Origin of the sequence: Limnohabitans sp. 63ED37-2 (genome assembly GCF_001412535.1) — a bacterium.
GTDB lineage: Bacteria > Pseudomonadota > Gammaproteobacteria > Burkholderiales > Burkholderiaceae_C > Limnohabitans_A.
This window is the reverse complement of record NZ_CP011774.1, coordinates 2,019,047-2,043,603: the sequence shown is the minus strand read 5'-3', so window position 1 is coordinate 2,043,603 and position 24,557 is coordinate 2,019,047. Positions and strand designations below refer to the sequence as shown.

At 53.4% G+C, this 24,557-nt stretch carries 32 protein-coding genes; 22 read left to right on the top strand and 10 right to left on the bottom strand.

Annotation, left to right across the window (positions count from 1 at the left end; genetic code table 11):
* Window positions 1-25 precede the first annotated feature (25 nt).
* Complete coding sequence (locus tag L63ED372_RS16185) at window positions 26-598, bottom strand: tyrosine-type recombinase/integrase (protein ID WP_082431661.1); 573 nt, start codon at window positions 596-598, stop codon at window positions 26-28.
* Window positions 599-1,097: 499 nt separating this feature from the next.
* Here L63ED372_RS16185 and L63ED372_RS09705 point away from each other — a divergent pair, with 499 nt between their 5' ends.
* From L63ED372_RS09705 to L63ED372_RS16395, 3 genes are all read left to right on the top strand, one after another.
* On the top strand, window positions 1,098-1,478 hold the full coding sequence (locus L63ED372_RS09705; protein ID WP_062405680.1) for a DUF6876 family protein: 381 nt from the start codon (window positions 1,098-1,100) through the stop codon (window positions 1,476-1,478).
* Window positions 1,479-1,724: 246 nt separating this feature from the next.
* Window positions 1,725-2,186: a hypothetical protein gene (locus tag L63ED372_RS09700; RefSeq protein ID WP_062405678.1), complete on the top strand. Its 462-nt coding sequence runs from the start codon at window positions 1,725-1,727 to the stop codon at window positions 2,184-2,186.
* Between the two features lie 374 nt (window positions 2,187-2,560).
* Window positions 2,561-2,908, top strand: coding sequence for a hypothetical protein (locus L63ED372_RS16395; protein WP_156343602.1), 348 nt, complete (start codon window positions 2,561-2,563; stop codon window positions 2,906-2,908).
* Here L63ED372_RS16395 and L63ED372_RS09695 read toward each other — a convergent pair.
* The gene (locus tag L63ED372_RS09695) at window positions 2,872-3,822 is read right to left on the bottom strand and encodes an IS30 family transposase (RefSeq protein ID WP_062402482.1); all 951 of its coding nucleotides are present in this window, start codon (window positions 3,820-3,822) and stop codon (window positions 2,872-2,874) included. The genes L63ED372_RS16395 and L63ED372_RS09695 overlap by 37 nt on opposite strands.
* A 176-nt stretch (window positions 3,823-3,998) precedes the next feature.
* Between L63ED372_RS09695 and L63ED372_RS16390 the strand changes: the two genes are divergently transcribed.
* Together L63ED372_RS16390 and L63ED372_RS09690 are read left to right on the top strand one after the other, a co-directional pair.
* Window positions 3,999-5,210: a hypothetical protein gene (locus L63ED372_RS16390; RefSeq protein ID WP_156343601.1), complete on the top strand. Its 1,212-nt coding sequence runs from the start codon at window positions 3,999-4,001 to the stop codon at window positions 5,208-5,210.
* On the top strand, window positions 5,125-5,766 hold the full coding sequence (locus L63ED372_RS09690) for a DUF6641 family protein (RefSeq protein ID WP_156343600.1): 642 nt from the start codon (window positions 5,125-5,127) through the stop codon (window positions 5,764-5,766). Before L63ED372_RS16390 ends, L63ED372_RS09690 begins: the two co-directional genes overlap by 86 nt.
* 71 nt (window positions 5,767-5,837) lie before the next feature.
* Here L63ED372_RS09690 and L63ED372_RS16385 read toward each other — a convergent pair whose 3' ends face one another.
* A complete protein-coding gene (locus L63ED372_RS16385; protein WP_231624472.1) occupies window positions 5,838-6,080 on the bottom strand; it encodes a hypothetical protein in 243 nt (80 codons plus the stop codon).
* 247 nt (window positions 6,081-6,327) lie between these two features.
* Between L63ED372_RS16385 and L63ED372_RS16180 the strand changes: the two genes are divergently transcribed.
* A complete protein-coding gene (locus L63ED372_RS16180) occupies window positions 6,328-7,365 on the top strand; it encodes a tyrosine-type recombinase/integrase (RefSeq protein WP_082431660.1) in 1,038 nt (345 codons plus the stop codon).
* Between the two features lie 250 nt (window positions 7,366-7,615).
* Here the strand turns inward: L63ED372_RS16180 and L63ED372_RS09680 are convergent, their stop codons facing one another.
* On the bottom strand, window positions 7,616-9,568 hold the full coding sequence (locus L63ED372_RS09680) for an ATP-dependent nuclease (RefSeq protein ID WP_197275256.1): 1,953 nt from the start codon (window positions 9,566-9,568) through the stop codon (window positions 7,616-7,618).
* Window positions 9,569-10,465: 897 nt separating this feature from the next.
* Here L63ED372_RS09680 and L63ED372_RS16605 point away from each other — a divergent pair.
* The 14 genes from L63ED372_RS16605 to L63ED372_RS09615 all read left to right on the top strand — a co-directional run bounded on the left by L63ED372_RS16605 (window position 10,466) and on the right by L63ED372_RS09615 (window position 20,134).
* Window positions 10,466-10,828, top strand: a complete 363-nt coding sequence (locus tag L63ED372_RS16605; protein WP_231624471.1) for a deoxyribodipyrimidine photo-lyase — start codon at window positions 10,466-10,468, stop codon at window positions 10,826-10,828.
* The gene (locus L63ED372_RS09675; RefSeq protein WP_231624470.1) at window positions 10,734-10,994 is read left to right on the top strand and encodes a putative sulfate exporter family transporter; all 261 of its coding nucleotides are present in this window, start codon (window positions 10,734-10,736) and stop codon (window positions 10,992-10,994) included. The genes L63ED372_RS16605 and L63ED372_RS09675 overlap by 95 nt, the downstream gene beginning before the upstream one ends.
* Window positions 10,995-11,155: 161 nt before the next feature.
* Window positions 11,156-11,587, top strand: a complete 432-nt coding sequence (locus tag L63ED372_RS09670; RefSeq protein WP_008904227.1) for a nuclear transport factor 2 family protein — start codon at window positions 11,156-11,158, stop codon at window positions 11,585-11,587.
* 120 nt (window positions 11,588-11,707) lie between these two features.
* Window positions 11,708-12,025: a COG4315 family predicted lipoprotein gene (locus L63ED372_RS09665; RefSeq protein ID WP_231624607.1), complete on the top strand. Its 318-nt coding sequence runs from the start codon at window positions 11,708-11,710 to the stop codon at window positions 12,023-12,025.
* Between the two features lie 46 nt (window positions 12,026-12,071).
* Complete coding sequence (locus L63ED372_RS09660; protein WP_008904230.1) at window positions 12,072-12,575, top strand: RNA polymerase sigma factor; 504 nt, start codon at window positions 12,072-12,074, stop codon at window positions 12,573-12,575.
* A gap of 19 nt (window positions 12,576-12,594) precedes the next feature.
* Complete coding sequence (locus L63ED372_RS09655) at window positions 12,595-13,494, top strand: anti-sigma factor family protein (RefSeq protein ID WP_062405662.1); 900 nt, start codon at window positions 12,595-12,597, stop codon at window positions 13,492-13,494.
* A 162-nt stretch (window positions 13,495-13,656) separates the two neighbouring features.
* Complete coding sequence (locus L63ED372_RS09650; RefSeq protein ID WP_062405660.1) at window positions 13,657-15,051, top strand: YncE family protein; 1,395 nt, start codon at window positions 13,657-13,659, stop codon at window positions 15,049-15,051.
* Window positions 15,048-15,407, top strand: coding sequence for a DUF305 domain-containing protein (locus L63ED372_RS09645; RefSeq protein ID WP_008904210.1), 360 nt, complete (start codon window positions 15,048-15,050; stop codon window positions 15,405-15,407). Before L63ED372_RS09650 ends, L63ED372_RS09645 begins: the two co-directional genes overlap by 4 nt.
* Before the next feature lie 70 nt (window positions 15,408-15,477).
* The gene (locus L63ED372_RS09640) at window positions 15,478-16,011 is read left to right on the top strand and encodes an RNA polymerase sigma factor (RefSeq protein ID WP_062405658.1); all 534 of its coding nucleotides are present in this window, start codon (window positions 15,478-15,480) and stop codon (window positions 16,009-16,011) included.
* On the top strand, window positions 16,008-16,610 hold the full coding sequence (locus L63ED372_RS09635) for a hypothetical protein (RefSeq protein ID WP_008904212.1): 603 nt from the start codon (window positions 16,008-16,010) through the stop codon (window positions 16,608-16,610). Before L63ED372_RS09640 ends, L63ED372_RS09635 begins: the two co-directional genes overlap by 4 nt.
* A gap of 85 nt (window positions 16,611-16,695) precedes the next feature.
* Window positions 16,696-17,928 (top strand): SorT family sulfite dehydrogenase catalytic subunit, encoded by a 1,233-nt coding sequence (sorT, locus tag L63ED372_RS09630; protein WP_062405656.1) that lies wholly within the window; start codon window positions 16,696-16,698, stop codon window positions 17,926-17,928.
* Entirely contained in the window at window positions 17,925-18,272 is a 348-nt protein-coding gene (gene sorU, locus L63ED372_RS09625) for a SorU family sulfite dehydrogenase c-type cytochrome subunit (protein ID WP_008904214.1), read from the top strand. The genes sorT and sorU overlap by 4 nt, the downstream gene beginning before the upstream one ends.
* A 263-nt stretch (window positions 18,273-18,535) precedes the next feature.
* On the top strand, window positions 18,536-19,498 hold the full coding sequence (locus L63ED372_RS09620; RefSeq protein ID WP_062407895.1) for an IS5 family transposase: 963 nt from the start codon (window positions 18,536-18,538) through the stop codon (window positions 19,496-19,498).
* A 156-nt stretch (window positions 19,499-19,654) separates the two neighbouring features.
* Window positions 19,655-20,134 carry a DUF4113 domain-containing protein gene (locus tag L63ED372_RS09615; RefSeq protein WP_062405654.1) on the top strand — a complete coding sequence of 160 codons (480 nt, stop codon included), beginning with the start codon at window positions 19,655-19,657 and terminating at the stop codon, window positions 20,132-20,134.
* A gap of 1 nt (window position 20,135) precedes the next feature.
* On the opposite strand, the gene L63ED372_RS16645 is transcribed toward L63ED372_RS09615, so the two are convergent.
* The 3 genes from L63ED372_RS16645 to L63ED372_RS09605 form a co-directional block, all read right to left on the bottom strand.
* The gene (locus L63ED372_RS16645; protein WP_269465056.1) at window positions 20,136-20,288 is read right to left on the bottom strand and encodes a GDCCVxC domain-containing (seleno)protein; all 153 of its coding nucleotides are present in this window, start codon (window positions 20,286-20,288) and stop codon (window positions 20,136-20,138) included.
* 65 nt (window positions 20,289-20,353) lie between these two features.
* A complete protein-coding gene (gene merP, locus L63ED372_RS09610) occupies window positions 20,354-20,635 on the bottom strand; it encodes a mercury resistance system periplasmic binding protein MerP (protein WP_060987619.1) in 282 nt (93 codons plus the stop codon).
* A gap of 10 nt (window positions 20,636-20,645) precedes the next feature.
* Entirely contained in the window at window positions 20,646-20,987 is a 342-nt protein-coding gene (locus L63ED372_RS09605) for a mercuric transporter MerT family protein (protein ID WP_060987618.1), read from the bottom strand.
* Window positions 20,988-21,071: 84 nt separating this feature from the next.
* Here L63ED372_RS09605 and L63ED372_RS09600 point away from each other — a divergent pair, with 84 nt between their 5' ends.
* Together L63ED372_RS09600 and L63ED372_RS09595 are read left to right on the top strand one after the other, a co-directional pair.
* Entirely contained in the window at window positions 21,072-21,467 is a 396-nt protein-coding gene (locus tag L63ED372_RS09600) for a MerR family transcriptional regulator (protein WP_060987617.1), read from the top strand.
* A gap of 137 nt (window positions 21,468-21,604) precedes the next feature.
* Window positions 21,605-22,708, top strand: coding sequence for a Y-family DNA polymerase (locus L63ED372_RS09595; protein WP_231624469.1), 1,104 nt, complete (start codon window positions 21,605-21,607; stop codon window positions 22,706-22,708).
* A 141-nt stretch (window positions 22,709-22,849) separates the two neighbouring features.
* On the opposite strand, the gene L63ED372_RS09590 is transcribed toward L63ED372_RS09595, so the two are convergent.
* The 3 genes from L63ED372_RS09590 to L63ED372_RS09580 form a co-directional block, all read right to left on the bottom strand.
* Entirely contained in the window at window positions 22,850-23,200 is a 351-nt protein-coding gene (locus L63ED372_RS09590; protein ID WP_062405650.1) for a DUF3147 family protein, read from the bottom strand.
* 69 nt (window positions 23,201-23,269) lie between these two features.
* Window positions 23,270-23,779: a DUF6803 family protein gene (locus L63ED372_RS09585; protein WP_062405648.1), complete on the bottom strand. Its 510-nt coding sequence runs from the start codon at window positions 23,777-23,779 to the stop codon at window positions 23,270-23,272.
* A 45-nt stretch (window positions 23,780-23,824) separates the two neighbouring features.
* On the bottom strand, window positions 23,825-24,160 hold the full coding sequence (locus L63ED372_RS09580) for a hypothetical protein (RefSeq protein WP_062405646.1): 336 nt from the start codon (window positions 24,158-24,160) through the stop codon (window positions 23,825-23,827).
* Window positions 24,161-24,557: the final 397 nt, after the last annotated feature.

Genomic DNA, 24,557 nt, shown 5'->3' with positions numbered 1-24,557 from the left:
GCAATTAAAAGGACTTAACTCAAAATTAAACTAACTCAACAACCGCCTTTAATTGAATTGGGCTAGAGTAGAGGTATAGAGCAGTTGTTTGAATGCTGCGATGTCCAGCAAGCGATTTGAGTAAGTGGATTGAAGTTCCTTTATTTGCAAGGTTTGTCAAAAAAGTTCTCCGACCGCTGTGACTGCTTGCACCTTCAAGTCCTGCTCCTTCATAGAGAAGGGCAATAGTTTGAGACAAACTATTTGCACTGAATCCTGATTTGATACTTTTTTGAGTTGCAAAGAATGGGTAGCAGCGATCTATGCATTTTGCTTGATCTGCATAAGTTTGAAGTTCAATTTTGAGTTTTGAATTGATAAAGACTGTTCGTGCATGACGTCCTTTTGTCATATCAGGCAGCAAGCGAATTTCATCTTTAATTTTTCCGTCACTGTTTGTGACATCGCTCCAGCGCAGGCAAGCGACTTCGCCAATTCGTAAACCAGCTAGGTGTGTGAGCAACATCATTGCTCTATTGCGTTGCGCGAAGCGGCGTGTGTTGATGTAGTCCAGTACTCGCGTCATCTCTTCTTTTGTCAGTGTTTTTGCTTGTGCCATTCAAGTTCTCCTAAATCATGTGTTTGCGTTAATTGCATTGTGTTTTCACATATTAATCAGAGCAACCTGAGTCCGTCCAATTTGGCGGGTTATCGAGTTAGAGCAGGGCGAATTGGACTGACTGTGGATAACTTTTTGACTGAAAAAATCTTCAATGATTTCAATAGTCATTGTTCGAAATCTTTATAAATGTTGATTTTCATAGATTTTTTGTGGATAACTCACGCTCGCTGTGGATAACCAGCGTTGACCCAAATACAAGCTCTACAAGCGTTTTTCAGCTTGCTCAGCATCCACTGTAGTGAAGCGTATCTTTAAAGCTGTGCAGGGCGTTTTAACTTGCCGCATACGCTTCAACTAGCGCAATCAAGTTCAATAAATTTGCTGTTTTAAATTTGAAAAACTTGGTATCCGTTCAATTTATCGGGTTACCAAAAGAAGGTTGTTCTTTTCTTTGTCTGAAATAAAACTGCAGTAAGACACTGGAAAAGGACACAAGATGAAGACGCAAATTGAGTTGGCTAGTCATGGATTAGATAGCAACACATTGGCACACTTTACGGGTACTACAAAGTACTACCGGATTAGTCGCAAACACTTGTTAACGGACGGTACAAAGTATTTGGCAGAGCAGGGCAAGTGTTTTTGGATGATGGATGCAATCGCAAGCCATCTAGCTGAGATCGGTATTGCAGATTGGTTTGTACTTATTAAAGTACAGGTTAATCAAGCCCGTGCGTTGATGATCTATGAGGATGGCAATGGCACTGAGCACGCTAGACAAGAAATTCCTTACACGGATTTCCCATTGAATGCTTTAACACTCTATGCAAGTTGGGATGGAGAGCATTGGGTGATCATGCTTCCTAGTGAGTACTGAGTTTTGCTTTACATGGCAAGGTATGCCATGTATGTCCATGGTTTTCATAGTCTAAGCTAGAAGTTTATTGACCAGCATCAAGATGGTCGAAAGAATAAAGTTTATGGTGGCCAACGAGGCCTGCGGAATGATTGTGGCGGACCTCCAGTTAGCCGAGTGCAAACACTAGGTATCGAGGTTCGGTGCTACTCAAGCAAACAATGGGTTTGCTAACGTGGCTGCTCTCAAATTTGCAAAAGGAAAATCATGACCAATATTCGCAATTCAATCATTGGATTCTGTGTCGCTGCAGCTTCGATGGGTTCTTTTGCCCAAAATGCCGATGAGCATAAAGATCACCATCCAGCTGGAACAACGGCACCAGCTGCAACGGCTAAGAAATCACCGACCAATCCAGTGAGTGCAGACAAGATGGCTTTAATGGACAAGCACATGAAAGAAATGCTGGTGATGCACGAAAAGATGGCAGCAGCCAAAACACCAGATGAGCGTCAAGCACTAATGGCTGAGCACATGAAGGTGATGCAGGACGGCATGGGAATGATGAAGCAAATGGGTGGTGCGGCAGGCAAGGGTAGCACGCAAGGTGACAAGGGCATGAACGCAACCATGTTGGATCGTCAGCAGATGCTGGAAAAGCGCATGGAGATGATGGAGTCAATGATACAAATGATGATTGACCGAACACTACCCGCTACTGGCAAATAATATATGTTCACCATGGCAACGGCAAGTCGCTTGGTAAATTAGCAGCTCTCAGTTTGTGTAGATGTCATAGTAGTCCTTAGTACGTATTAGGCAATTTTGGAACTGAATTGATGGACAGTCACTTACATTCGCTCTTGTTTTAAACGACATCTTAAGCCCAGCGCACAACTGCTATTTGAAAAAAAAGAGGAACTGCTTTGCCTTCGGCATGTGATTACACATGCCAATCAATGATTCAAGTGCTCTATTAATTTCATGAATTGGATGATTTAAATTACTATATGCGTGTGACTTTTTTAGAAAAGTTGAAACTCTATTGGCCTAATAAATACTCTGAAATTCAATGAATACAGAGAAGAGGGGATGGACTAGAGATGATCAAAATTACGGTAGATCAGTCAGTCGAAGATGCGCTTGAGCAATCTTTTCCCACGCCTTACGGTGCAGCCTACAGGGCCTTAAAAAAATACATCAATGTTGTTGAGTCGATGATCAATGCCGCATTACTGCGTGGATTGACGCCGGAAGAGAAGAAATTCGGTTTTTACAGCATCTCTACGAGTGATCTAGCCAACAAGGGCGGTCAGATTGGCTCGCAAAAAATTAGAGTCCATAAATGGTTAAGAGAGAACAAACTGGAGATAGTTGAAACGGTAGTGGCGGGTTCTAAATTTACAGGGCGGATTCAAGTACGAACTGCAACACGGTTTAACGAGGCGTGAAACACCTCGTGGGGTGTCTTGAATCCCAGCCGCTTTCTGGGCCGGTGATTCAATCTGTTTTCGATCATAGTCAACTCCTCATCGGTGACAGTTTCCATGCGCCGTTTCTTGGGAATGTATTGGCGCAGCAAACCATTGAAGTTCTCGTTGCTGCCGCGCTGCCAGCTGCAATACGGATCGGCAAAGTAAGTCTGGATGCCAAGGGCCTGATCGATGGCCTGGTGATCGGCAAACTCCTTGCCGTTGTCTACCGTCAAGGTCTTCACCCGTGAGCTCAGGGGCTTGAGCATGCCTTCAATAGCCCGGCCCACCAAATCAGCAGACTTGTTGGGCACTTTGGCCAGCACAGCAAAGCCACTCTTGCGTTCTACCAGTGTCACGATGGCTTGTTTGTGAGCCGCGCCAATAACGGTATCACCTTCCCAGTGGCCCACTTGCTTGCGATCTTCAATGTGGCTTGGTCTCTCGCTGATCGGGCGGCGGTTCGGGATCTGACCACGTCTATCACGCCCGCACAGGTGGCGTTTGCGCCGAGGCTTTTGGCTACGCAGGTGCGTGTGTAAATCACCACCGGCAGCCTTGTTCGCATAGACATACAAATAGACGCTCTCATGGCTGACCGCCACCTTGCCTGCAATCTGCTCGGGGCTCCATTGAATGCCAAGGTAGAAATCCACATCGGACCAGACTTTGGAATCTAAACGGCGGGCATTACGGCTTCGCTGTGCCCGCTCAGAAGCCTTGGCGCAGGCTTGTTCGGCGCGATAGCCACGCTGACCGCGGCCACGGCTGAGTTCGCGGCTGATGGTGCTGCGGCTCCTGCCCAATGAACGGGCGATCTCGCTGATGGTCTGTTTGGCTTTCAAGAGGCTGTGAATTTGGTATCGTTCTTCTCGGCTGAGGTGCTTGTACATCTGGCAACTTGGACTTGGCGGTTTGAGTGGCCATGATGCCTTGACATCCTCAGCCACCCATCACCGGGTTTATCTTTGTTGCACCTCGTACTTGAATCCGCCCAGGCAAATATTCGCAGGTAAAGCTATCTAACCTCGCATCAATCACTGACGACTCTAATACAGTTTCTGCTGGTTTGGAAAATGCAGCGACAGATGAAGAAGTCGATGCCTATTTAAGTGGCGATGAAATTAGCAATGCTGCTTTATTTGATTTTCTGTATCCTGAATTCAAAGTTGAATGGAAGGATGAGAAGTTACAGAAATTGTTTGACTGGGTACCTGTAGATATTGAATCCGTTAAAGCCTACGTTATTTGGCTTGAAACAGAATCACAGCACATCAAAGGTGCCAAAAAAGACACAGCATTGCGGCAAGCGCTGACGATTATTGGCGTGGCAAAACATACAAAAGGATATTTTGTACAGCGTAAAAAGCCCAGTCCATTTGGCCGTATGTACTATGAAGGTACCAGCGTACAAAACGTAAACAAAGAATTGCGTCGTGCAATGCTGGGAGATTGCTGGGAATATGACATCCGAAGTAGTGTCATTGCATGGAAGATGGGGTTTGCAAGAAACTACATGCTGGATCAAGGTCTAGAGATCAATTTGAAAGGGCATTTCAGATGGTCGCTACTGTACCTTGAGAATAAAGCTGACTTTATGAATACTGTAAAACACTACGTTTTTACAAGTTCTAGTAATGTCCCCAAAGATTATCAAACTGTGTTGCTTAAAAAAGCATTTACAGCAATTAGCTTTGGTGCTCGACAAGTAGGACAGGGTTGGCGAGACTCATTCGGAAATTGGACTAATCCAGCATTGGTTGACATCATTAAAAACAAGGATGAGAGAGAACGATTTTTAAATGATGTGGCAGTACAAGGTTTCATTAAAGAGCAAAATACACTCGATGACTATCTATTTGCTGCTTTCAAAAAGTCGCAACCACTACAAAGCAAAGAATCTGTATTGCAAACAGATAGCGGCCGGCTAAGCAAATCAAAAGTCATGGCATATCTGTACCAGCATAGTGAAACAGCGGTAATGGACATCGTCAGACAGACTGCACTTGAAAATGGACGTACTCCGATTGCAAATGTGCACGATGCAATATTCTTTAAACCACGGTTAGGTGCAAATTTAAAAGATTTGATTGAATGGCGGATGCGTGAGCAAACGGTAAATCCATATTGGCACTTAACGCCTGAAGAGCTGACTCGTTATCAAGCTAAGTCCTTGAATGCTGAACGAGAAGAGCTTGAGCACAAAAGACGAATTGCAGCAGAAGAAGCGCTTGCAAAAGGATACGTTCCACAAAATTCCATCATTACTTTGTCTAAATAGAGCAAGAGAGTTTCCTTCCAAATTGACGGGTTTTACTTGGATCGGTTGCCCAACACGCAAGTCAGAAAATAAATTTGTACTCCTTATCTACAAAATGGAGTCAAAAATGTCTGCGCTTAGTAAGCTGAAATTCATATCTATGGAGCGGCGAGAGAATTCGAATCCCTTGCTTGTTAAAAGACAAAAATTAGCCAACAAAATTAGTGAACAAATTCAACTGGCAAAGGCTACCCAGTCTGGTAAGAAATTCAAAGCGGTAAAGGTTCGCAAGATCACAGACCTGGAATCTGGGGAGCAACGGGAAATAGAAGTTCCAAAGCGTCTCAAGCCATGGTGGTGGTCAAATGAACAAGGAAAGATATGTATCAATGTTCGTTATGGTGCACGAGTTCTAGAGGTGATTGAAGGAAAAAATAGTATTGAAGTGGAAAATTTGGCTGCTGTTATTACAGCTCTTGAAGTATTGCGAGCAGCAGTAGAGCAAGGCGAGCTAGATGAGCGAATCAACGTGATCAGTAAATTAGTCAATGCTGGTTTCGGACGCGATTTGAGTTAAAGCGTATCTATTGAAGCAGTGCATTTCAAAACCAACTTCAGTTCTTTATTTGATTGTAAATTTTGAATTGGCTAGCCAACTGGCTTTATAGGTTTTATGGCAGTTGGATTTCGCAAAGTTTGCAATGTCTTTTGGGCGCTTTGTATCTTTTGTTTTTGACGCTCTTGTTTCACTGCATTCTTTGCTCTGTCACTTGCTGCTTTGAGCTGATTTAGACGCGCTTGCTCAGGCGTTTTTGGGGTTTCAATTTCAGAAATTTTCATAACAATATTTATGCAGATTGAAACAGCGTATTGCTTGAAAAATCTGCTCATTTGCGAAAATTTCTTCAGGAAAATGACGTGCTACAGATGCTTTAATTTAAGCGTAGCGCTGTCGTTTTCAAATCGTTTAACGAAGCGAATTTCAAGTGAAATTGCAACATGCTGCAGGGGCAATTTGATGTGTTGCTAATGCTAATTTTTGAATGTTTGTAGCGTCAATTTCAAATTGCAATAGATGCTGATTGCTCATTCTGAAAATTGAAATTAAATTTGCAAATAATTTCCATCAAATTTAAAAATGAATTCAAAAAATGAAATTTCAATTTTGAATTTAGAGCCTGAAGTTCAAATTCGCAGAATCATCAAAGTCAGAGATGTGGAATTTGAAGAGGAATTTCTATCGGAATTGCTGTCAAATTATTTTTCTAGAAAAATCAACGGTGAATTTCCCAAGCTTTCTGACGCTCTAAACATATATTTGAACGAAAGCCATTCTTCTGGCACTTACAAATTTCAAATTGATGCTATCAATGCGTTCAACAATTTTGTGAATTTAAACGGCAATTTGTATTTGTATGAATTGCGACACATTCATATCTGTAATTTACGTGATCATTTGTTGCAGCAAGACTTGAAACCAGTGACTGTTAGAAAACAAACCGCAATTTTGAATGCAATGTTGAATTTGGCATTCAAACATTTGGACATCAACAGATTGAGTCCATTTCGCGGGCTTCGAATTGCAGGAGAGGGCAGGGAAAGACGCCCAATGCGAACAATCACTCCTGAATTAATTCAAGAAGTCAAAAAGAAATTGTTGTTCAAACCGAAGCAACCATACAAATTAATTGGCTTGATGCAGCTGAATACGGGAATGCGATTATCTGAGCCAGTCTTTGCTAAGCGGGAGGACTGTGTACTAGATCATCCAATTCCGCATATTTGGATTCGCCGCAATGAATTGTCTGATCGAAAGACTAAAAGTAGCATTCGCGCGATTCCACTAATTGGTATTTCGCTTTGGGCTGCAGGGAGATTGGTAGAACTTGCAAAAGAGCAGGGCAGTGAGTGGCTGACTCCAAGCTATGCACATTTGGGTGGCAACAGTAGCTGCTCAGCAATTATGAACAAATACTTGGCTGAACTTGAATTCAGGAGCCATATGTTCAGGCATGCGTTGATTGACAGGATGAAGGCTCAAAACAATATTTCTATACCTTTGGCCGAAAGCATTACAGGACATGCATCGAGGTTTGCATCTGAGTTTCAAACGTATGGCACGATTGGATATACGTTAGAGCAAAAGTTGGATGTGTTGAAACGTATAGAAATTTAGTTGCAGTAACTGCAAGTTTTAGCTAATTCAATAGCCCTTAGGTTAGCTTTGGGCAATCGTTACTTCAGCGGGGTCGAAATTAGTATTAACTAATCAAGGTCCTTCCAAAATAAGCTAAGTGCTGAAACTCATTGTCAGGCGTAAAAAGTTTTGACGTTTTCACTTTAGTATGGAAAATAAAAAGTGCTCCAGACCATGGTGCTATTTGCCTCCACGATTCTTCGGCCTACGATAAGGATGTCAAGGCTTCTTATGCCAGTAGTTTGTTAAGTTCTTCAAACAGTACTTCGAAGCGATGGAAGGCAGTTGCGTGTCGTGTTGCATCAAGCACGGTCGGATTCTGAATTAACCAAGATGCCTGATGAAAGTGGTCGAACTCCCTGGCGCTTGCCACGAGCTTCATTGCTGCCTCTACTTTGGGGACAATGCGCAGGTTCGCACCAGGCCCAGCCGGCAATGTCGCCGAAACTAATTTCTTTTCGTCCGCGATATCGTATGCGGCGTTGACGAGTTCCAAAAACAAATCGTCGCCGAGCAAGTCCTCCGTATCCGCTTCAGCTTGGCCACAGAAGTCAGTAGCAAGAATTACGTGTCCGTCACGCAGCAACTGACTCTTGCGGAGCTTCTCGACGTTGTTCTTCTGCCCGTTCGCGTAGTCGATGAGCGCGGCAACATGCAGCTTGTTACCGCCAAATAGAGAAACGAAGGCCCAGACCTTATCCACTCCGCCTGCAGGGCAAAGTGTCCAGCGGGGATCTAGATGCTTGCGGCCAAGAGCTTTAAGGGCGTTGGAAAACGCTTGGACATACAGAACATCAGATGGACCTTCCACGATCAACGTGTGTTCCCCGACGAACAGAGACTGACTCAACTCGTAGCCAAGTGCTCCCTGCAGGGGAAACAGCGTATCACGGTCGGTGCTCAGCGCCTCATCGCCCACTTTCGTACCAAGCACTGCAGGCTCTTCTCCTTGGCGGTAGACGACGACATCTTCCACTGTGCGAACCGACATAATGTTCTCAGTAGGCACCATGAATGGAGAGTGGGTCGTGTAGATGACCTGGTGTTTAGGCTCCAGCTTTTCTTTGAAATATCGAAGGAGGTCACTTTGTGCCTTGGCGTGCAGATTTAAGCCCGGCTCGTCCAGAAGGATGATTACGTTACCCTGCCGTTTCTGGACTTGTGAGAATTTCACCAAGAACGAAAAGAACCAAGTGAAGCCGGCACTGCGGTCATCGAACGGAACGGTCATGTCATGCAGCTTGTTGCGAATACGCGTGTGCATGACGTAGCCATTATTGAATGGCGACGGGTCGCCACTGCGACCGGCCTCGAGAGTGAATTCGACCTTCAGGTTCTTATTCTGAGACCAATATGAAAAAACCTGCTTGGAAATCGAAATCGAGGCAGCTTCCACCTTGGCTTTTAGCTTCTCGAAAGTAGTGGCGCTCTGTAATTCTTGGGCGCTGGTACCAGCAAAATCCAGAAAATCCAGGAAGATTTGCTGCCCCGAATTAAGTACATTACCAGCCCGAGCCGCTTCTAACGCCTCGAGCTGCACGCGTCCATCCATGCGGTCGTAACTTGAGAAATAAAGAAATTCAGGCATTCGGCCGATTAGGATGTCGACGGCCTTGAAGGTTACGCTTCCGCTACGGAATTTTTCCACCTGTGCGACTGCAGCTTTGGCCTCGGCTGAGGCATCCGCAAGAGCGGCCACTTTTGCCACGAAGTCTTTAATCGAAGTGACGTTTAGTTGCTTCTTTTCCACAGCCTTGACCCCATAGCGTGTGAGCAAAGAACTGACGATCTGCGCTTCGTCGAGCGAAATAGTCCAACTTCGAGTGTCTTGCCCGTAATCTTTGGCTACCTCAATCTCGTGCGACTTGAGGCAGTTCTCTCCCAGCTCAGCCTCCACAGCGCCGACGTCCTCCGCATCAAGAATCCACGTCGTTGTAATGACTCGCGCTTCTTTGTCGCCATGGCGGTCTTCATACTCGGCCAGATAGCCGCGTGGATACTCAAGGTCCTTGTCGAATATCTTCTTGGATTTGTCGACCGGGTTGATGCGCTCCAGCGCTTGCAAAACAGTTGTTTTACCTGACTCGTTCTTCCCAACGAGGCAGGTAACGCCAGCCAACGTGAACTCACCCGTGTCAAGGACACTTTTATAGTTGGTTATGTGCGCCTTTATGAGCTTCATGTCCATCTCCCCAATGCTTGTTACCCAACATGGTAACGGAACGAGTGGCTTGTGCGTGGGCATGCTAAAAGACGGCTGCCAGAAGTACGTCTGTAGTACTGCTTTAAGCTGAGCATCTTTTCGTACATCCTCGCCATGCTCACTGGCAGCTTGTTAGGCGTTATGCGTGAGGCTCGCATGCGGTAACAACTCACGCCTGTCGCTGCATCGGAGTCATGGCTGATGCAGTAGTACGGTTTTCGGCAGGGGTTTAAAGTTGCGTGGGTGGGGAGGTGAATCGAACTTTTTTTGTACTAAAAAAGATCTAAAAAATTCACCACCAGTTGTGCTGATGAAAATCAGTTATAGATTAATAGTATTCAAAAGAGCTTAAAAAATTACTAAATTAATACTACATCAGTATACTACTTCTATACTATTTTGAGGTTTTAGCGAAACACTAAGTTGTTGATATCAAAGAGGAAAAGGGGAAAACTCTGGCGTATTCCACCGTATCGGTATTCTGCACGTCCTTCAGCTCTCATTCGGCAGGTGTCGCAAATCAAGACCCAAGTGCCCGATTTATCCGTGACAACTCGATAAAGCGTTGAGCTCACTGTGTTGCAGTGTTCGCAGTTTTTTATGCGTGAGCGAGCTGGTTTGGACATTGTGGGATTATCTTTTGACTCTGCTTTGATTATCTGTTGAGTACGTATAAGCACATTTACGGTTAGGCGCTAACTTCGCGACACAGGTTTGATGGGGTCAATAGGGCGATTTCGAGTTTGTTCATCCGTTAACTTCGTTATTTCATAACCGATCTTGGTTTTTGCAGATTCTGAAATCGTAGCCAAATCATGAGTGTATTGATTTGAGGGAAGATTCAACTATTACATATGCAAGGTACTGCACCTAAAAATGACCTCTTCAAAAGTTTGCTCTGGCGTTATCTACTGGTTCAGAAACGACCTGCGCCTGCACGACAACCCGGCCCTGCAACAAGCCATCGCATTGGCCAAACAGCGCAGCACATGGCTGCTGCCGGTGTATGTGCACGACACCGGGCTGCAGCTGACCAGCCCTTGGGGCTTTGTGCGTACCAGCGCGCACCGCTTGGCTGGCGCGCGACAGCACCCTGCAAGCCCTGGTGGAGGCAGAGCATGCTCACGCCAAGGGTCAACTCGCTGTGCCCTGGTTCGCCTTCGGCTTCGTCGCGGTTGTGTTGCTCAATTCGCTGCAATGGCTGCCGGCGTCGGTGGTGGCAGTGACGATCGAGATTGACACCGCGCTGCTGGCGATGGCGATGGCTGCGCTCGGCCTGGCCACGCACATCGGCGCCATTCGCAAGGCCGGGGCCAAGCCGCTGCTGCTGGCGTTGATCTTGTTCGGCTGGCTCATCGTCGGAGGCGCGCTCATCAACCGCTGGGTGCCGGCCCTGCTGGGCTGAAGCCTCGAATTCACGGCCCAGGGCCCTGACCCTAAATTTCTTTGCACGCTCTGGAATAGACCGCATGCCGACGCCGTCTGCTCTTTTGTCGGGACCTATCGGACCCTTCGTCCAGCACTCACCCCCCTTCACTTCACACCAACCCTTCATCGGAGCCCACAATGTTCAAGACTTTCGCTTTCGCCGCCACCGCCCTGACGCTCGCCTCCGGCAGCGCCTTCGCCGCCCCCAGCGACGACGCCCGCACGCACTTCCAGGCCATCGCCTCGGGCGACACCCAGATCGTCATGCGTGCCTATGCCGACCAGGCCCAGCTGAACTGGGTAGGCGGCCCACTCGACGGCACCTATGCCACCACCGATGCCATTCGCGGCACCTGGGAGAAGTTCGGCAAGGCCGTCGGCCCACTGAAGCTCACAGTCGGCCAGATTGAAGAATCGGCCAACCCCAAGGGCGCCACCGTCTCGGCCAACGTCGTCTTCGAAGGCAAGATGCCCATCAAGGTGCGCTACGTGCTGACGTTCCGTGAAGGCAAGATCGTCAGTGAAACCTGGCAGATCGACCCCAAGCTGGCGGTGGCTGCGGCTTACTGAACGGCACGCAGCGTGGCTACTCTCCACCAGACCCTAAAGGACAACCCCATGAAGCACCTTTCGACTCTGGCCGCGCTGCTGATCACAGCGGCTTCCTTCGCGGCACCACTCACCGGCGCTATGGCTGCCGACGCGCCGGCCAAGCTCGCCAACGGCGCGCTGGTCGACGCCAAGGGCATGACGCTCTACACCTTCGACAAGGACGTGGCAGGCAGCGGCAAGAGCACCTGCAACGGCGGCTGCGCCGCGCTGTGGCCGCCCGCGATGGCCGCCGCCAGCGACCAACCCGCCGGTGCATACACGATCGTCATGCGCGACGACGGTGCGCGCCAGTGGGCCTACAAGGGCAAGCCGGTCTACACCTACCAGGCCGACCAGAAGCCCGGCGACCGCGCCGGCGACAACTTCAAAGACGTCTGGCACATCATCAAGGAATGACATTTGCTGTCGACTTCCGTCCAGTCCCTCAGGCCACGACCCCCCGATGCAAGACGACGCAAGCCTGCTGAGCTGGGTGCCGCGCCTGCGCCGCTATTCGCGCGCGCTGGTGAACAACCGTGACGACGCCGACGATCTGGTGCAGGACACGCTGGAGCGGGCCTGGGCCAAGTCGAACCTGTGGGGCGGCGTGGCCGACATGCGCGCCTGGCTCTTCAGCATCATGCACAACCTGCACGTCGATGGCGTGCGCCGTCCCAGGCTGCACACCGTGACCATGGACGACGACACGCCCGAAGTGCCGGTGGCGCCGACACAAACCGACAGGCTGGCTGTACTGGATCTGCAGGCTGCACTGGACTTGCTGCCCGTCGAGCAGAAGGAAGTGCTTCTTCTGGTGACGCTGGAAGACATGGCCTATGCCGATGTGGCGCAGGCCCTGGGTATCCCCATCGGCACCGTGATGTCGCGCCTGTCGCGAGGCCGTGAGCGCCTGCGCGGCCTGATGGAAGGCCGCGCAGAACCGGTGCGGCTGAAAGTCGTCAAATGAATATATTGCGAAGCAACCCATGAATACCGACCGTCCGCCACCGTCCATTCCCCCGGTCACCGAGGCCGACCTGCATGCGTTCGTTGATGGCCGCCTGCCCGCTGAGCGCCAGGTCGAGATCGCCGCTTATCTGGCCGCACGCCCTGAAGACGCGCAGCTCCTGGAGGCCTACCGGGCGCAGAAGCGCAAACTGCACGCCTTGCTCGATCCCGTGCTGGATGAACAGCCGCCGCAGCGCCTGCTGAAATCGGCGCGCCCGCGCGCCGTGCCGCAGACGCCTTGGTACCTCCAGCGCCTGGCCGCTGGGATCGCCATCGCCGTCATCAGCGGCGCGACTGGCTGGGGCTTGCGGGGCGGCCTGCCCGCGGGGGGCGACGATGCCGGCCGCATGGCCGCCGCGGCACCCGCCGAGCGCGGCCTGACGCTGGCGTCAGCGGGCGGCTTCGCGCAGCGCGCGGCGGTGGCTCACGCGGTATACAGTCCCGACGCGCGCCGCCCGGTCGAGGTGGACGCGGCGCACGAGGACCAGTTGGTGGCATGGCTGTCCAAGCGCATGGGCGCGCCGATGAAGCCGCCGCACCTGCAGGCCCAGGGCTACACGCTGGAAGGCGGGCGCCTGTTGCCGGGTGGCCAGGGGCCGGTTGCGCAGTTCATGTACCGCAACGAGCTCGGCAGCAAACTGACGCTGTACGTGTCCAACGATGTCGCCGACGTGGGCAGTGCCGCGGGGCCGGACAAGGCACTGCAGGCCGGCGTGAAGAACACAGACACGGCCTTCCGCTTCGCACGCGAAGGTGCGGTCAATGTCTTCTACTGGGTCGACGGTCCCTTCGGCTACGCCCTGTCGTCCGACGCCGACCGCAGCGTGCTGGCGCAGGTGTCGGCCGAGGTCTATCGGCAACTTGGCACCCCGCGCTGAAGGCCAGGGCGGCGTCGGCGCGACGCGCTGTCGGCTCGCGCCAGGGAATGAAACGGCCTGAGCCGCGCTCTTGACCTGAAGCAAGCGCTGGGCAGTGGTTCATCGGCGGCTGCCGGCTAACGACCCAAGCGATCACTCTCCACACCAACTCAGAAAGCACACATGACCACCCAACGCCGCGACATTCTCAAGTACACCCTGGCCGCCGCGGCAGCCAGCGCGCTGCCCGCAGCACATGCCCAGGCCCCGTCCGGCGCTTCAGCGGGAGCCGCAGCCACCGGCATCGACCCGCGCGACCGCGTCTTCATCACCAATGAAGACTCCAACACGCTGGTCGTCATCGATCCGAAGACGAACACCGTCGAGAGCACGATCAACCTGACCAGCTTCGACGAAGACCCGCGGCCTCCATTTCGCTACGTCACCGCCGGCGTGGCGCCGACACACGCGGCGATGATCCACAAGCCGCTGTACCACGGCTGCATCGACGCCCACGGCGCGGTGCCGTCGCCCGACGGCCGGCTGCTGGCCACCAGCGGGCGCGGCTCCAGCAACATTTATCTGATCGACGCCGAGCAGCGCCGCGTCATCGGCAACACACCCAACCCTGCGTCTGGGCCCACCACCAACCCCGAGCGCCTGAGTAGTGGCCTGCTGCTGGGCCGCGAACCGCACGAGCCCACTTTCACGCGCAACGGCCGCGAGCTGTGGGTCACGCTGCGCGGTGAAGACCGCATTGCCATCGTCGGCGTCGATCGTGCCGTTCGCCAGCTCAAGGGGGCCGACAGCCCGGGCTCCAGCGCGGTTCGCCAATACCTGCCCACACTGAGCGGCCCGGCGCAGGTGTGGTTCAACCGTGAGGGTACGTTGGCCTTTGTGGCCAGCCAGAAGGTGTCGAAGATCGACGTGTTCCGCGTCAACCCCGGCGCGGATGGCCACAGCCAACCGCAGCGGCTGACCACGCTGGACATCAGCGCACAGGACAAACCCGGCTTCACGCCCTTCATGAAGACCACACCCGACGGTGCCGAGGTGTGGTTCTCGCACAAGCTGGCTGATGCGGTGTCTTGCCGCTCGACGCAGGGTGGCTTCGACCTGATCGACACCGTGCCACTCGGCATGGGCGCTCGGCCCAACCACGTTGAGTTCGTGCGCAATGCGCGCGGCAGCGTGGTCTATGCCAGCCTGGCGCGCATCGACGATGGTGGCCCCGGCGGCGTGGCGTCGAGCCCGATCGCCATCATCGACCGCAGCGCTCCGGGCGGACAGCGCAAGGTGGTGGGCACCTTCTCCAGCCGTGGCCGCGAGTCGCACGGGTTGTGGACCAACCCCGAGAACACGCTGCTGTATGTGGCCCACGAACAGGACGAGCTGCCCGGCACGCCCAACGCGGGCCAGACCGTGTGCAGTGCATTTGATGTGAGCGACCCGCTGCGCCCGACCTTCATTGCGCAGATCCCCCTGGGCAATCTGACGCTGCCCTCTGGCGCGCTGCGCAACAAAAAGAGCATCAACCTCGTCTACGTGCGTGTGGGCGAGAAGGGCCAGACGGCATGAGCGGCGCGCACACCAGCCACGGCGCCAGCGCCGCGCACACCAGCGCATTCCAGCGGGATATGGACGAATCGATGGCCCGCATGATGCAGGCCATGCACAGCCCGGGCTACGCAGGCCAGGCCGACCAGGACTTTCTGGCGATGATGATTCCGCACCACGCCGGCGCTGTGGACATGGCGCGGCTGGTGTTGCAGCATGGGCGCGATCCTGTCACCCGGCAGTTGGCCGAGGAAATCATTGCCGGGCAGACGGTGGAGATCCAGAGCATGCAACGCCGACTGCACACCCTGCAGCAGCGCACAGCCAAAGGTGCGGAAGCGGAATTTCCGTCGCTGGGTGGGACGCGGGGGCCTTGATCGACAGCCCTAGGGAAAGTACCGATGAGCGCCACGGAATGAACCAAGCCACGCAGCGCTCTTGATCACCATGCTGTTCCAGTCTGCCGAGTCCCGCTATAACCAATGGGTGCGTGAGCACTACCGTTTTTTGCTGCGCAGTGCGTGGGCGCTCACTGGTTCGCGCGCCATTGCCGAAGACGTGGTGCAAGACTGTTTTGCCAACGCCTGGAAGCACCGGGAGCAACTGCGCGACGCTGCGCTGGCACGGGCTTGGCTCTTTCAGATCATGCGCCGCGCCGCCTTTCGCCAGGCCGCACCCAGCATGCAGTCGCTGGACGATGAAGAGCAGCCCGAGCAAGCGGCGCCCGACGCGGGGCTGGACGACAAACTCGATGTCGTCAAGGCGCTCGCGCGCCTGGCGCCCATCCACCGCGAGGTGCTGGTGCTGTTTTATTTCGACGACATGCCCACCGCCCAGATGGCCGAGACGCTGGAGATCGCGCCCGGCACGGTGTTGTCGCGCCTAGCCCGTGCGCGCGACGCTTTGAAGCTGGCCATGGGGGTACCTGCGACACCCAAGGCCGATGTCAACGTTACCCCGTTTCGCAGGACCAAGACATGAGCCCCGATACCGACGCGCCTTTCCTGCCCGACAGCGAATTCGATTTGCGCGCGCGCGCCGAGTTGGCGATCGCCTTCGAGGCCAGCGACGCACCGGCACACCTGTACCGAAAGCCGCAGCCGCTGCTGGCGCGACGCGGCTTGCAGCGTTTTCTGGCGGCGCTTTTGCTGGCCGGTGGCACCAGCGGCGGGGTGCTCGCCGTGCGACCGCCAGCGATGGTGCGCGACGCGATCGACCACGAATACCACGAGCGCAGCTTGCGGGGCAGTTTCATGGAGCAGCGCCAGTTGCTCATGCACCTGGGCATGCGGGACGCCAACGTGGTGCCCGGGTTTCCCCAACTCATGCGGCCATGCGATATCGAAGGTCACCTCGCTTACCACCTCACCACGTTCTTCGAGAAGGGCGGCATGGTGACGGTGTATGCCTTTGACCAGCCTGTGGACCTGCGCGAGGCCAGCGGCTGGTGGAGCAACGTGCACTGGAAGGTGATCCGCTCGCGCGAGGGCAAGCCCTTGTTGCTGGTGGCCCAGAAAAAGAAGGCACTGGCGGTCGCGCAGACGGCACTGCAGGCACCTCCCGTGTCCGGGCCAGGCTGAGGCACCGCGTCCCTGTCAACGAATCAACCGCTCACCCCTTTCACCCCAACCGGCGCACGACGCCCAACCACCGGAGACCCCAGAAATGAACCAACAACCCACCTCGCTCCCCCGGCGCCACCTGCTGGCCGGCAGCGGCGCTGCTTTGGCTGCCGTTGGTCTGGCCAGCTTTGGCCGCACCGCAGCCGCTGCTGGTGAGACCGCGCCCGTCGCCGTGGCCGGTGCTGCCAAGCCTCTGCCAGCGTACGTGGGCTGGAAGGACCCGGCCAGCCTGATCGTGCACAGCAGCACCACCATTGAGACCAAGCGCAGTGTGTTCGGCACCAGCGTAATCACGCCGTCCGAGCAGCTCTACATCCGCAACAATCTGCCCGCGCCCGACGCCTCGATCCTGGGCAACCGCGATGCCTGGGAGATCAACATCGAGGGGGTGAAGAACCCGCGCAAACTCACGCTGGGCGACCTCAAGCGCATGGGCATCGAGACCACGGCGATGGTGTTGCAATGCTCTGGCAACGGACGCGGCTACTTCCCCAACAAGCCCAGTGGAACGCCTTGGCAAGTGGGCGCAGCAGGCTGTGTGGTGTGGAGCGGTGTGCCGGTGCGCTGGGTGGTGGATGCCCTGGGCGGCGTGGAGGCCGGCATGGCCTACCTCACCGGCACAGGCGGCGAAAAACTCCCCGATGGACTGGACCCCAAGAGCGTGATCGTGGAACGCTCGGTGCCTGCTGCCGCACTCGCCGATGCCCTGCTGGCCTGGGAAATGAACGGTGTGCCGATTTCGCTGGCCCACGGCGGCCCACTGCGCTTGATCGTGCCGGGTTACACGGGCGTGAACAACATCAAGTACGTCAAACGCCTGGCCTTCACCGCTCAGGAGACCGACGCACGCATCATGTCGCACGGCTACCGCATTTCACCGCCCGGCGCGAAGGGCGACCCGTCGCAGCCATCGGTGCAGGAAATGACGGTGAAGTCGTGGATCAACGGTCCCGGCACGGACGGCGCCCCGCTTAAAGCGGGTGACACACAGATCCATGGCGTGGCGTTTGGCGGCATGAACGCGGTGGCCAAGGTCGAGGTTTCTCTGGACGGCGGAAAAACCTGGCAGCTCGCGCGCATGGTGGGGCCCGACCTCGGCCGCTTTGCGTGGCGGCAGTTTGTTTTTGCGGCGCGCCTGCCGGCGGGCCAGTTCACCCTGGCGAGCCGAGCCACCGACACCGCAGGCAACGTGCAGCCCGAACAACGCATGGAAAACGCGGGCGGCTACAACAACACCAGCTGGGCCGACCACGCCGTGAAAGTGAGCGTGGCATGAAGCGCACAATCCAAAAACACGCGTTGGTCGCTGCCCTGTGGTCGTTGGCATTCACAGTGCTGCCCGTGCACGCCGCCGACGATGCCGCGCAACTTCAACAAGGCAAGGTGTTGTTCGGCCAAGGCGCGGTGCCTGCCTGCGCCCTGTGCCATGCGCTCAAGGACGCGGGAGCCGAAGGCGCCGTGGGCCCCAGCCTGGACGAGCTCAAGCCCGATGCCAAGCGCGTGGCCACCGCGCTGCGCAACGGCATTGGGCAGATGCCGTCCTACAACGGCAAACTCAGTGATGCGCAAATTGCCGCCCTGGCGGCCTACGTGGCCAAGGCTTCGGGTGGATCAAAGTGATGGCTGGTTGGCCACAGCGCTGCTGCGCCAACTGACAAAAGGGACGGGATCACCTGCAAACAGCGATCCCGACTGAGTGGCTGACCCAGGGCGGGTCAGCCACTCACCATCACTTGCCTGGTTTGATGTCGGGGACCACCATCCAGCCAGCCCCCATCATCACAACCGCCGGGAACTTCTCGCCGGCCTAAGGCTACGCTGAACAAGTTGAGAGGTGGCGCGAGGTTTGCATGTATCGAGACACCAGAGACACGAAGGTGAAGCTGAAACAGCAAACCCTGGCGATGGCAGCCGATCAAGGCGACGGCTACGAGCAATACCGCAAGCTCACCAAGCGGGACACATTCCTGGCGACGATGGAGCAGATCGTGCCGTGGCAGGAGTTGTGCTCGGTCATCGAACCGCACTACCCCAAGGCCGGCAACGGGCGCCCACCGATCGGACTGGAACGCATGCTGCGGATGTACTTCGTGCAGCACTGGTTCAACCTGGCTGATGAGGCCTGCGAGGAGGCTCTGCTCGACAGCACGGCGCTGCGCCGCTTTGTAGGCATTGATCTGGGGCGTGAACGTGTGCCTGACGGGACCACGCTGCTGAAGTTTCGCCGCCTGCTGGAGAAGCACAAGCTGGGCGAGGCCTTGTTTGCCAAGGTGGGGGAGGTGCTGCAGGCCCGAGGCATGAAGGTGGGCACCGGCACCATCGTGGATGCCACCATCATCGGCGCGCCCAGCTCGACCAAGAACGCCGACAAACAGCGCGACCCGGAGATGCACCAGACCCGCAAAGGCCAGCAGTGGTACTTCGGCATGAAGATGCACATCGGCGTGGACAGCCGCACTGGGCTGGCGCACAGCGCTGTGGTCACGGCAGCCAACGTGCATGACAAACATCCATTGCCCGAGCTGTTGCACGGGAACGAGCAGCGTGTATACGGCGACAGCGCCTACGCCAGCCAGAGGGCGTTGATCGAATCGAAGGCGCCCCAGGCCAAGGACTTCACCAACCAGCGCGTGCGCAGGGATGGCGAGATCGACGAGGTCGAGCGCTCGAAGAATCACAACAAGTCCAAGGTCCGCGCCCGAGTCGAACACGTCTTTGCCGTGGTGAAGCGGCTCTGGGGCTTTGCCAAGGTGCGCTACCGAGGCCTTGCCAAGAACGCCACACGTTCGTTCGTGGTGCTGGGTCTGGCCAACATCTACCTGGCGCGGCAGCGCCTCGCGGCATGAGTGCGCCCGTTGCGCACTCCAAGTGCGCAAGCACGGCCGGTATGGCCGGGGAACGCGGTCAAACCGCGAGGCTTCCCCGCGTCAGCGACCCATTGGGCAGCGGATCGCTCAAATCGGCTACTTGTTCAGCGTAGCCTTAAGCCTCTCATCGAGGCGGTGAGCGAGTTCACCAGCCGTGCGGCAGCCAAGCTGCGGCGTCAATCCTTCTTGGCTGGTCAGATACTGGTGTTCGCCCACACGTCCCCCTTCCGACAGGGGCCACACTTCTCCAAAAGCATAGTCATACCGCTGCGCCGTCCGACGGCGGACACGAGGCATCTGGTTCAGGCCGCTGTAATGGGAGTCACCCAGATTTACAAACCGGGATTCAAACTCTCCAAGGCAGGAGTCATGCTGCTGGACTTGATGCCGGACAACGTCTCACAAGGCGAGTTTGACTTCGGTGCGCCTGAAACACGGGATCGCGGAAGATTGATGGCCGCAATGGATGCCATCAATGATCGGTTTGGACGCGGTGCCATCCATGTAGGAAGCGCTGTCGGCGTGGGTGCGCACCGCGACTGGTCGATGAGGCAAGAAAGACTTACGCCTCAATACACCACCAAATTTAGTGACATGCCTGTGGCGCGAGCCTAGACTATCTAGTAGCGCAGCAGGACGATTGCGCTTGGATGGGCGGGCACTTCACATCTCCATAACTGCAAAAAACACAGCAGTCTCCCGGCAGTGGGCGCATCACGGTCTTGCATTCTTCGCATTCGTAAAAGAACTGACAGGCGTCCGTCGGCATCTCAAGCTTGATGGCATGGCCGCATTCGGGACATGTCAAGGTCGATGCGGTTTGAATCGGGTTGCTCACTTGACCTCCCGCGCAGTGGAGGGGTATCCAGCATTGGTTGTGGCCTGGGCCAAAGCCGCCACGGTGGCGACATCGGGGTCAAAGGTGACGGTTGCGGTCTTCTTCGCGAAGTCGATTTGGGCTTTTGCGACGCCAGGCGTCTTCTCCAAAGCCTTCTTGACCGTCACGGGACAAAGCTCACAAGTCATGTTCTTTACGTCGAGGGTGACTGTCTTTGGCGTTCCAGCGAAAGCGTTGATTGAAAGGAAAATCGAGAGGGCCAAAAGATATGAACGCATGGTGGTGTCCTTAAAAGATGAAGGGAAGAAGCCAGGGTGATGCCGCCATGAGGCAGACCATTGCCAACACGACCCAAAAGATGGTTCGTTGCCGCGCGGCCACCTCAGGGATGGCGCAGACATCTCCGGGAGCGCACGTCGGCTCGCGGTAAAGCCGTCGCCAAGCCATGACCATGAACACCGCGACCAAGGCCACGAAGATGGGTCGGTAGGGCTCGAGCGCGGTCAGGTTGCCAATCCAGGCCCCGCCAATGCCGAGCGACAAAAGGATGAGAGGTCCAGCGCAACACGCAGAAGCGCCAACGGCTGCCAGCGCAGCTGCGACCATTGAAGATTTGACTTTAATGTCCATGCACAAATCCTTCCAACCCAACAAGGGATAGGCTAATGTAAAGTCTGGACTAGAGTCCAGAGTCAAGCACTATTTGGAAATGCCATGAACGACATGACAATTGGCCGAGCTGCCAACGCGGCAGGCGTAAAGATCGACACGATCCGCTATTACCAGCGCATTGGTCTGATTGCTGAGCCCCTACTCCCGCAGGGCGGGCAGCGCAAGTATGGCGAAGCGGTTGTCCGGCGAGTCAAATTCATCAAGCGCGCACAAACGTTAGGATTCACGTTGGATGAGACCAGCAGTCTTCTTAGCTTTGAAGAAGCAAAAAACTGTTGCGAAACCAAGGAGCTGGCTGAGCACAAGATCAAGGAGATTGATGCCCGCATTGCTGACCTGCGCCGCATGAAGAAGACCCTTACTGACTTGTCTAAGCGCTGCGAAAACGGAGTCGAATCTGGACCATGCCCCATCATTGACACTTTGGCTGGCACTTAATTCCTGCAAAAATTGTTAGTCGTCAAATTGACGATAGAGCATAGGCGTATATAGCCTACTAACAGTTAGGGTCATTCAGAAATAACGATGGCTGTGCTGTGTCACGTTCAAATGATGCAAAGGCACTTGGAATCAAGATGGGGCAACCTTGGTTTGAATGCAAAGAGCTGGCGGAGGAGCATGGGATCTTGGCGTTGAGTTCCAACTACGCTTTGTATGCGGACATGTCTAACCGTGTCATGTCTATCTTGAGCGACTATTCTCCACGTCATGAGGTTTACTCGATAGATGAATGCTTCGTAGACCTAACTGGCATGCCCAGGTTGAGGGATGTCAGCTACGCCATGAGAGACAGAGTAATAAAGTGGACAGGCATACCAGTGTGCGTAGGCATTGGTCCAACCAAGACACTTGCAAAGCTGGCAAACCATGTAGCTAAGAAACATCCAAGGTCTAAGGGCGTTTTCAATTACAACGATCTCACTGAGAATCAGAAAGTTAGATTGCTAAGTAAGCTCGATGTGAGTGAGGTGTGGGGTGTAGGGCGCAGGCTATCTGCTCGATTGGCTGAACACGGTATCAACACAGTTCAAGATCTAAGAGTGGCACATACCAGTACTCTCAGGGCCGAGTTTGGTGTTGTGATGGAGAAAACACAACGTGAACTTCAAGGCGTTTCTTGTATTGATTTTCAAGAAATCACTCCAAATAAAAAACAAATAGTCAGCAGTCGTTCTTTCGGGCAGATGGTCAAAGATGTTGCTGTAGTAAAAGATGCCATGAGCACTTTTGTAGCTAACGCTTGTGTAAAGCTGCGAGCTCAAGGCTCTCACGCATCATTGATACAGGTCTCGTTGCATACCAATCGATTCAGAAGAGACTTACCTCAATACAACCCTTGCTTCACATTGCCATTGCCGCAGCCAACAAACGACAGCTTGGTAGTTAATCGCTGGGCAGATTATCTTGTTGAGCGACTGTTCAAGCCTGAATACGAGTACAAAAAAGCTGGAATCATGCTGGGAGAAATTTCCCCAGTGGGGCAGTACCAGTCTGATTGGTTAGAACCAGCGCAGGCAACGGATACGAAATTAATGGAAGCTCTTGACGGATTGAACAAAAAGTTTGGCCGAGGTACCGTGAAAGTCTCTACGCAAGGCGCGCATAAAGGTTGGCAAATGAGGCAGGAGCGCAAGTCCCCAAGCTATACAACCGACTGGGAATCAGTCCCTCGCATCTAGTGGGTTTAAAACCGACTAAGTTTGGGTTAAGAAGATTGGCGGTTCGATTTCTGAAATGAATATCGAACCAGATGCGCCGCGTTGTCAAGCGTAAAGAGTCTTTACTTGCATTGAAAGCGCGGTGATTATTTCAGGAGCCTGTTACAACAACTCGATTCCAAACTGTCTAAGAACAAGGCTGAAGACGAAAAAGCAAGTAATCGTAAGTGCTGCGCCGATCCCCATTGATAACCAAAATCCAAATCGCGCCAACAGAAATGGGAAAACCAAAAACATAGGCAGTGTTGGTATGACGTACCAGAAGGTAAAAAATGCTTGTTCTGCAATCTTTGCTTCAGGGGCTTGCTCGATGTACATCCAAACCATAGAAAGCAGAGTGATTAAAGGTAGCGCTGCCATAAGGCCACCCAGCTTCCCACTGCGCTTTGCTACTTCAGAAATCACGACAACGACGCCTGCTGATATCAAGTACTTGGTAAATAGCCACTGCATATAAGCCCCTCATAAATTAATAAAAAAAGAGCTCACTGGGGTAGTGAGCTCTTACCTGAATTTACCCCTTTAGTGGTTATGCATCATTGGCATATCCGTAGCAGTGTCAGCACCGAAACCAAGCAGCGCTGGATCGAGCATTCCTGCAATCATGGCAATGTGGCCAAATACTAAGAACAACGCCACGCACACTGCATGTACTTTACGTTTGTCCTCATCGGAAGCCTTGGAGTTAACCAAATCTAACTCTTGTAGAGCAATGTAAATCAATGGCAAGCCGCCTATCAAGTAGCTACCAACTGCGATCACATCAATGATGGTTCGCCATTCGCCTGCTTTTGTGATGGGCAAAACTGCCGTGTTCATCAAATAAATGATGACACCAATGAAGTACAAGCCGACGGTAATGCCAGCAGCTCGGTTGAGGCTGTGAACCCAGCCTTCATTACGCCTTGTGAACAGAACATAAAGTTCTGTAATCGCCAAGGTCTCCGCCAAGATCACTGGCACCGCCATAAAAATCAACAGGTTCCATGGTTGGTTAGTCGCAAGCAACTCCATGTAATGCGTCATGTTCATAAATTTCTCCAAAAAAGTTAACAACCCAGTTATGGGCAAGTCGATTTAGCTTTGGAGAGATTTTTTGGGAGGCTTGAATCTTCTATTTGGAAAGATGTTCAACGCCAGCGTTTTAGAAAACGCATTGAACAATTGAGCAGGGTTACTGTTCTGGGTAGCCTTGTTGGCGATAGCTGCTGTTATGCCGAGGCAGCAGATGTGGCCATTGAGTTTGCACTGCTTGCTAATTGATGGGGTTGGTGTTTCATCACACTCATGGGGTGCGTGTGATTGATTCACCGCATCCGTTTGCTCCATTTGATGTGCCTCAACCGGCATAGCCACAGCATGGAACATGCTGCTGAGCAAGCTTAGGCAGATGATGAGGCATAACTTTCGCATTCTCAAATTTTAGGTCTCAATGCAAATTCTTTGCTGCGGCTGAACTTAAAACTGTATAAATATTGATGCAGGTCATGGGCGTTGAGCAAACCAATTCAAAAAGTTCTTGTCGAGTTTTCTGCACACTGCACCCCTTTGAAGTAACAGCTAAAACTCTATCTATTTTTATTAGACTGGTTGTAAGAAGTTCGATACATGGTTTGAGTATCGAACCAGATGCGGGGGTTGTTCAAGCGTAAATAGTCTTTACGCTTGATGTGCTATTAGTATCTACCGAGGCATTATTATGATTACTTTGTAAGTATATGACTATACTACAACTATACTACTTTGAGGCTCTCCTGATCGGTTAAGTCGTTGATCTAAATAGGGAAATTGGCAAACTGCCATAGTCTTC

Excerpts from the sequence above, each read along its gene's own strand:
- L63ED372_RS09655 (WP_062405662.1), top strand. The coding sequence starts at position 12,595 with ATGAATACCGACCGTCCGCCACCGTCCATTCCCCCGGTCACCGAGGCC.
- L63ED372_RS09665 (WP_231624607.1), top strand. The coding sequence starts at position 11,708 with ATGGCTGCCGACGCGCCGGCCAAGCTCGCCAACGGCGCGCTGGTCGAC.
- L63ED372_RS09590 (WP_062405650.1), bottom strand. The coding sequence starts at position 23,200 with ATGCAGTGGCTATTTACCAAGTACTTGATATCAGCAGGCGTCGTTGTC.
- L63ED372_RS16185 (WP_082431661.1), bottom strand. The coding sequence starts at position 598 with ATGGCACAAGCAAAAACACTGACAAAAGAAGAGATGACGCGAGTACTG.
- L63ED372_RS09650 (WP_062405660.1), top strand. The coding sequence starts at position 13,657 with ATGACCACCCAACGCCGCGACATTCTCAAGTACACCCTGGCCGCCGCG.
- L63ED372_RS09605 (WP_060987618.1), bottom strand. The coding sequence starts at position 20,987 with ATGGACATTAAAGTCAAATCTTCAATGGTCGCAGCTGCGCTGGCAGCC.
- L63ED372_RS09660 (WP_008904230.1), top strand. The coding sequence starts at position 12,072 with ATGCAAGACGACGCAAGCCTGCTGAGCTGGGTGCCGCGCCTGCGCCGC.
- L63ED372_RS09635 (WP_008904212.1), top strand. The coding sequence starts at position 16,008 with ATGAGCCCCGATACCGACGCGCCTTTCCTGCCCGACAGCGAATTCGAT.
- L63ED372_RS16605 (WP_231624471.1), top strand. The coding sequence starts at position 10,466 with ATGACCTCTTCAAAAGTTTGCTCTGGCGTTATCTACTGGTTCAGAAAC.
- L63ED372_RS09680 (WP_197275256.1), bottom strand. The coding sequence starts at position 9,568 with ATGAAGCTCATAAAGGCGCACATAACCAACTATAAAAGTGTCCTTGAC.
- L63ED372_RS09640 (WP_062405658.1), top strand. The coding sequence starts at position 15,478 with ATGCTGTTCCAGTCTGCCGAGTCCCGCTATAACCAATGGGTGCGTGAG.
- L63ED372_RS16180 (WP_082431660.1), top strand. The coding sequence starts at position 6,328 with ATGAATTCAAAAAATGAAATTTCAATTTTGAATTTAGAGCCTGAAGTT.
- sorU (WP_008904214.1), top strand. The coding sequence starts at position 17,925 with ATGAAGCGCACAATCCAAAAACACGCGTTGGTCGCTGCCCTGTGGTCG.
- merP (WP_060987619.1), bottom strand. The coding sequence starts at position 20,635 with ATGCGTTCATATCTTTTGGCCCTCTCGATTTTCCTTTCAATCAACGCT.
- L63ED372_RS09580 (WP_062405646.1), bottom strand. The coding sequence starts at position 24,160 with ATGCGAAAGTTATGCCTCATCATCTGCCTAAGCTTGCTCAGCAGCATG.
- L63ED372_RS09705 (WP_062405680.1), top strand. The coding sequence starts at position 1,098 with ATGAAGACGCAAATTGAGTTGGCTAGTCATGGATTAGATAGCAACACA.
- L63ED372_RS09695 (WP_062402482.1), bottom strand. The coding sequence starts at position 3,822 with ATGTACAAGCACCTCAGCCGAGAAGAACGATACCAAATTCACAGCCTC.
- sorT (WP_062405656.1), top strand. The coding sequence starts at position 16,696 with ATGAACCAACAACCCACCTCGCTCCCCCGGCGCCACCTGCTGGCCGGC.
- L63ED372_RS09645 (WP_008904210.1), top strand. The coding sequence starts at position 15,048 with ATGAGCGGCGCGCACACCAGCCACGGCGCCAGCGCCGCGCACACCAGC.
- L63ED372_RS09700 (WP_062405678.1), top strand. The coding sequence starts at position 1,725 with ATGACCAATATTCGCAATTCAATCATTGGATTCTGTGTCGCTGCAGCT.
- L63ED372_RS09670 (WP_008904227.1), top strand. The coding sequence starts at position 11,156 with ATGTTCAAGACTTTCGCTTTCGCCGCCACCGCCCTGACGCTCGCCTCC.
- L63ED372_RS09600 (WP_060987617.1), top strand. The coding sequence starts at position 21,072 with ATGAACGACATGACAATTGGCCGAGCTGCCAACGCGGCAGGCGTAAAG.
- L63ED372_RS16645 (WP_269465056.1), bottom strand. The coding sequence starts at position 20,288 with ATGCCGACGGACGCCTGTCAGTTCTTTTACGAATGCGAAGAATGCAAG.
- L63ED372_RS16385 (WP_231624472.1), bottom strand. The coding sequence starts at position 6,080 with ATGAGCAGATTTTTCAAGCAATACGCTGTTTCAATCTGCATAAATATT.
- L63ED372_RS09585 (WP_062405648.1), bottom strand. The coding sequence starts at position 23,779 with ATGAACATGACGCATTACATGGAGTTGCTTGCGACTAACCAACCATGG.
- L63ED372_RS09595 (WP_231624469.1), top strand. The coding sequence starts at position 21,605 with ATGGGGCAACCTTGGTTTGAATGCAAAGAGCTGGCGGAGGAGCATGGG.
- L63ED372_RS16395 (WP_156343602.1), top strand. The coding sequence starts at position 2,561 with ATGATCAAAATTACGGTAGATCAGTCAGTCGAAGATGCGCTTGAGCAA.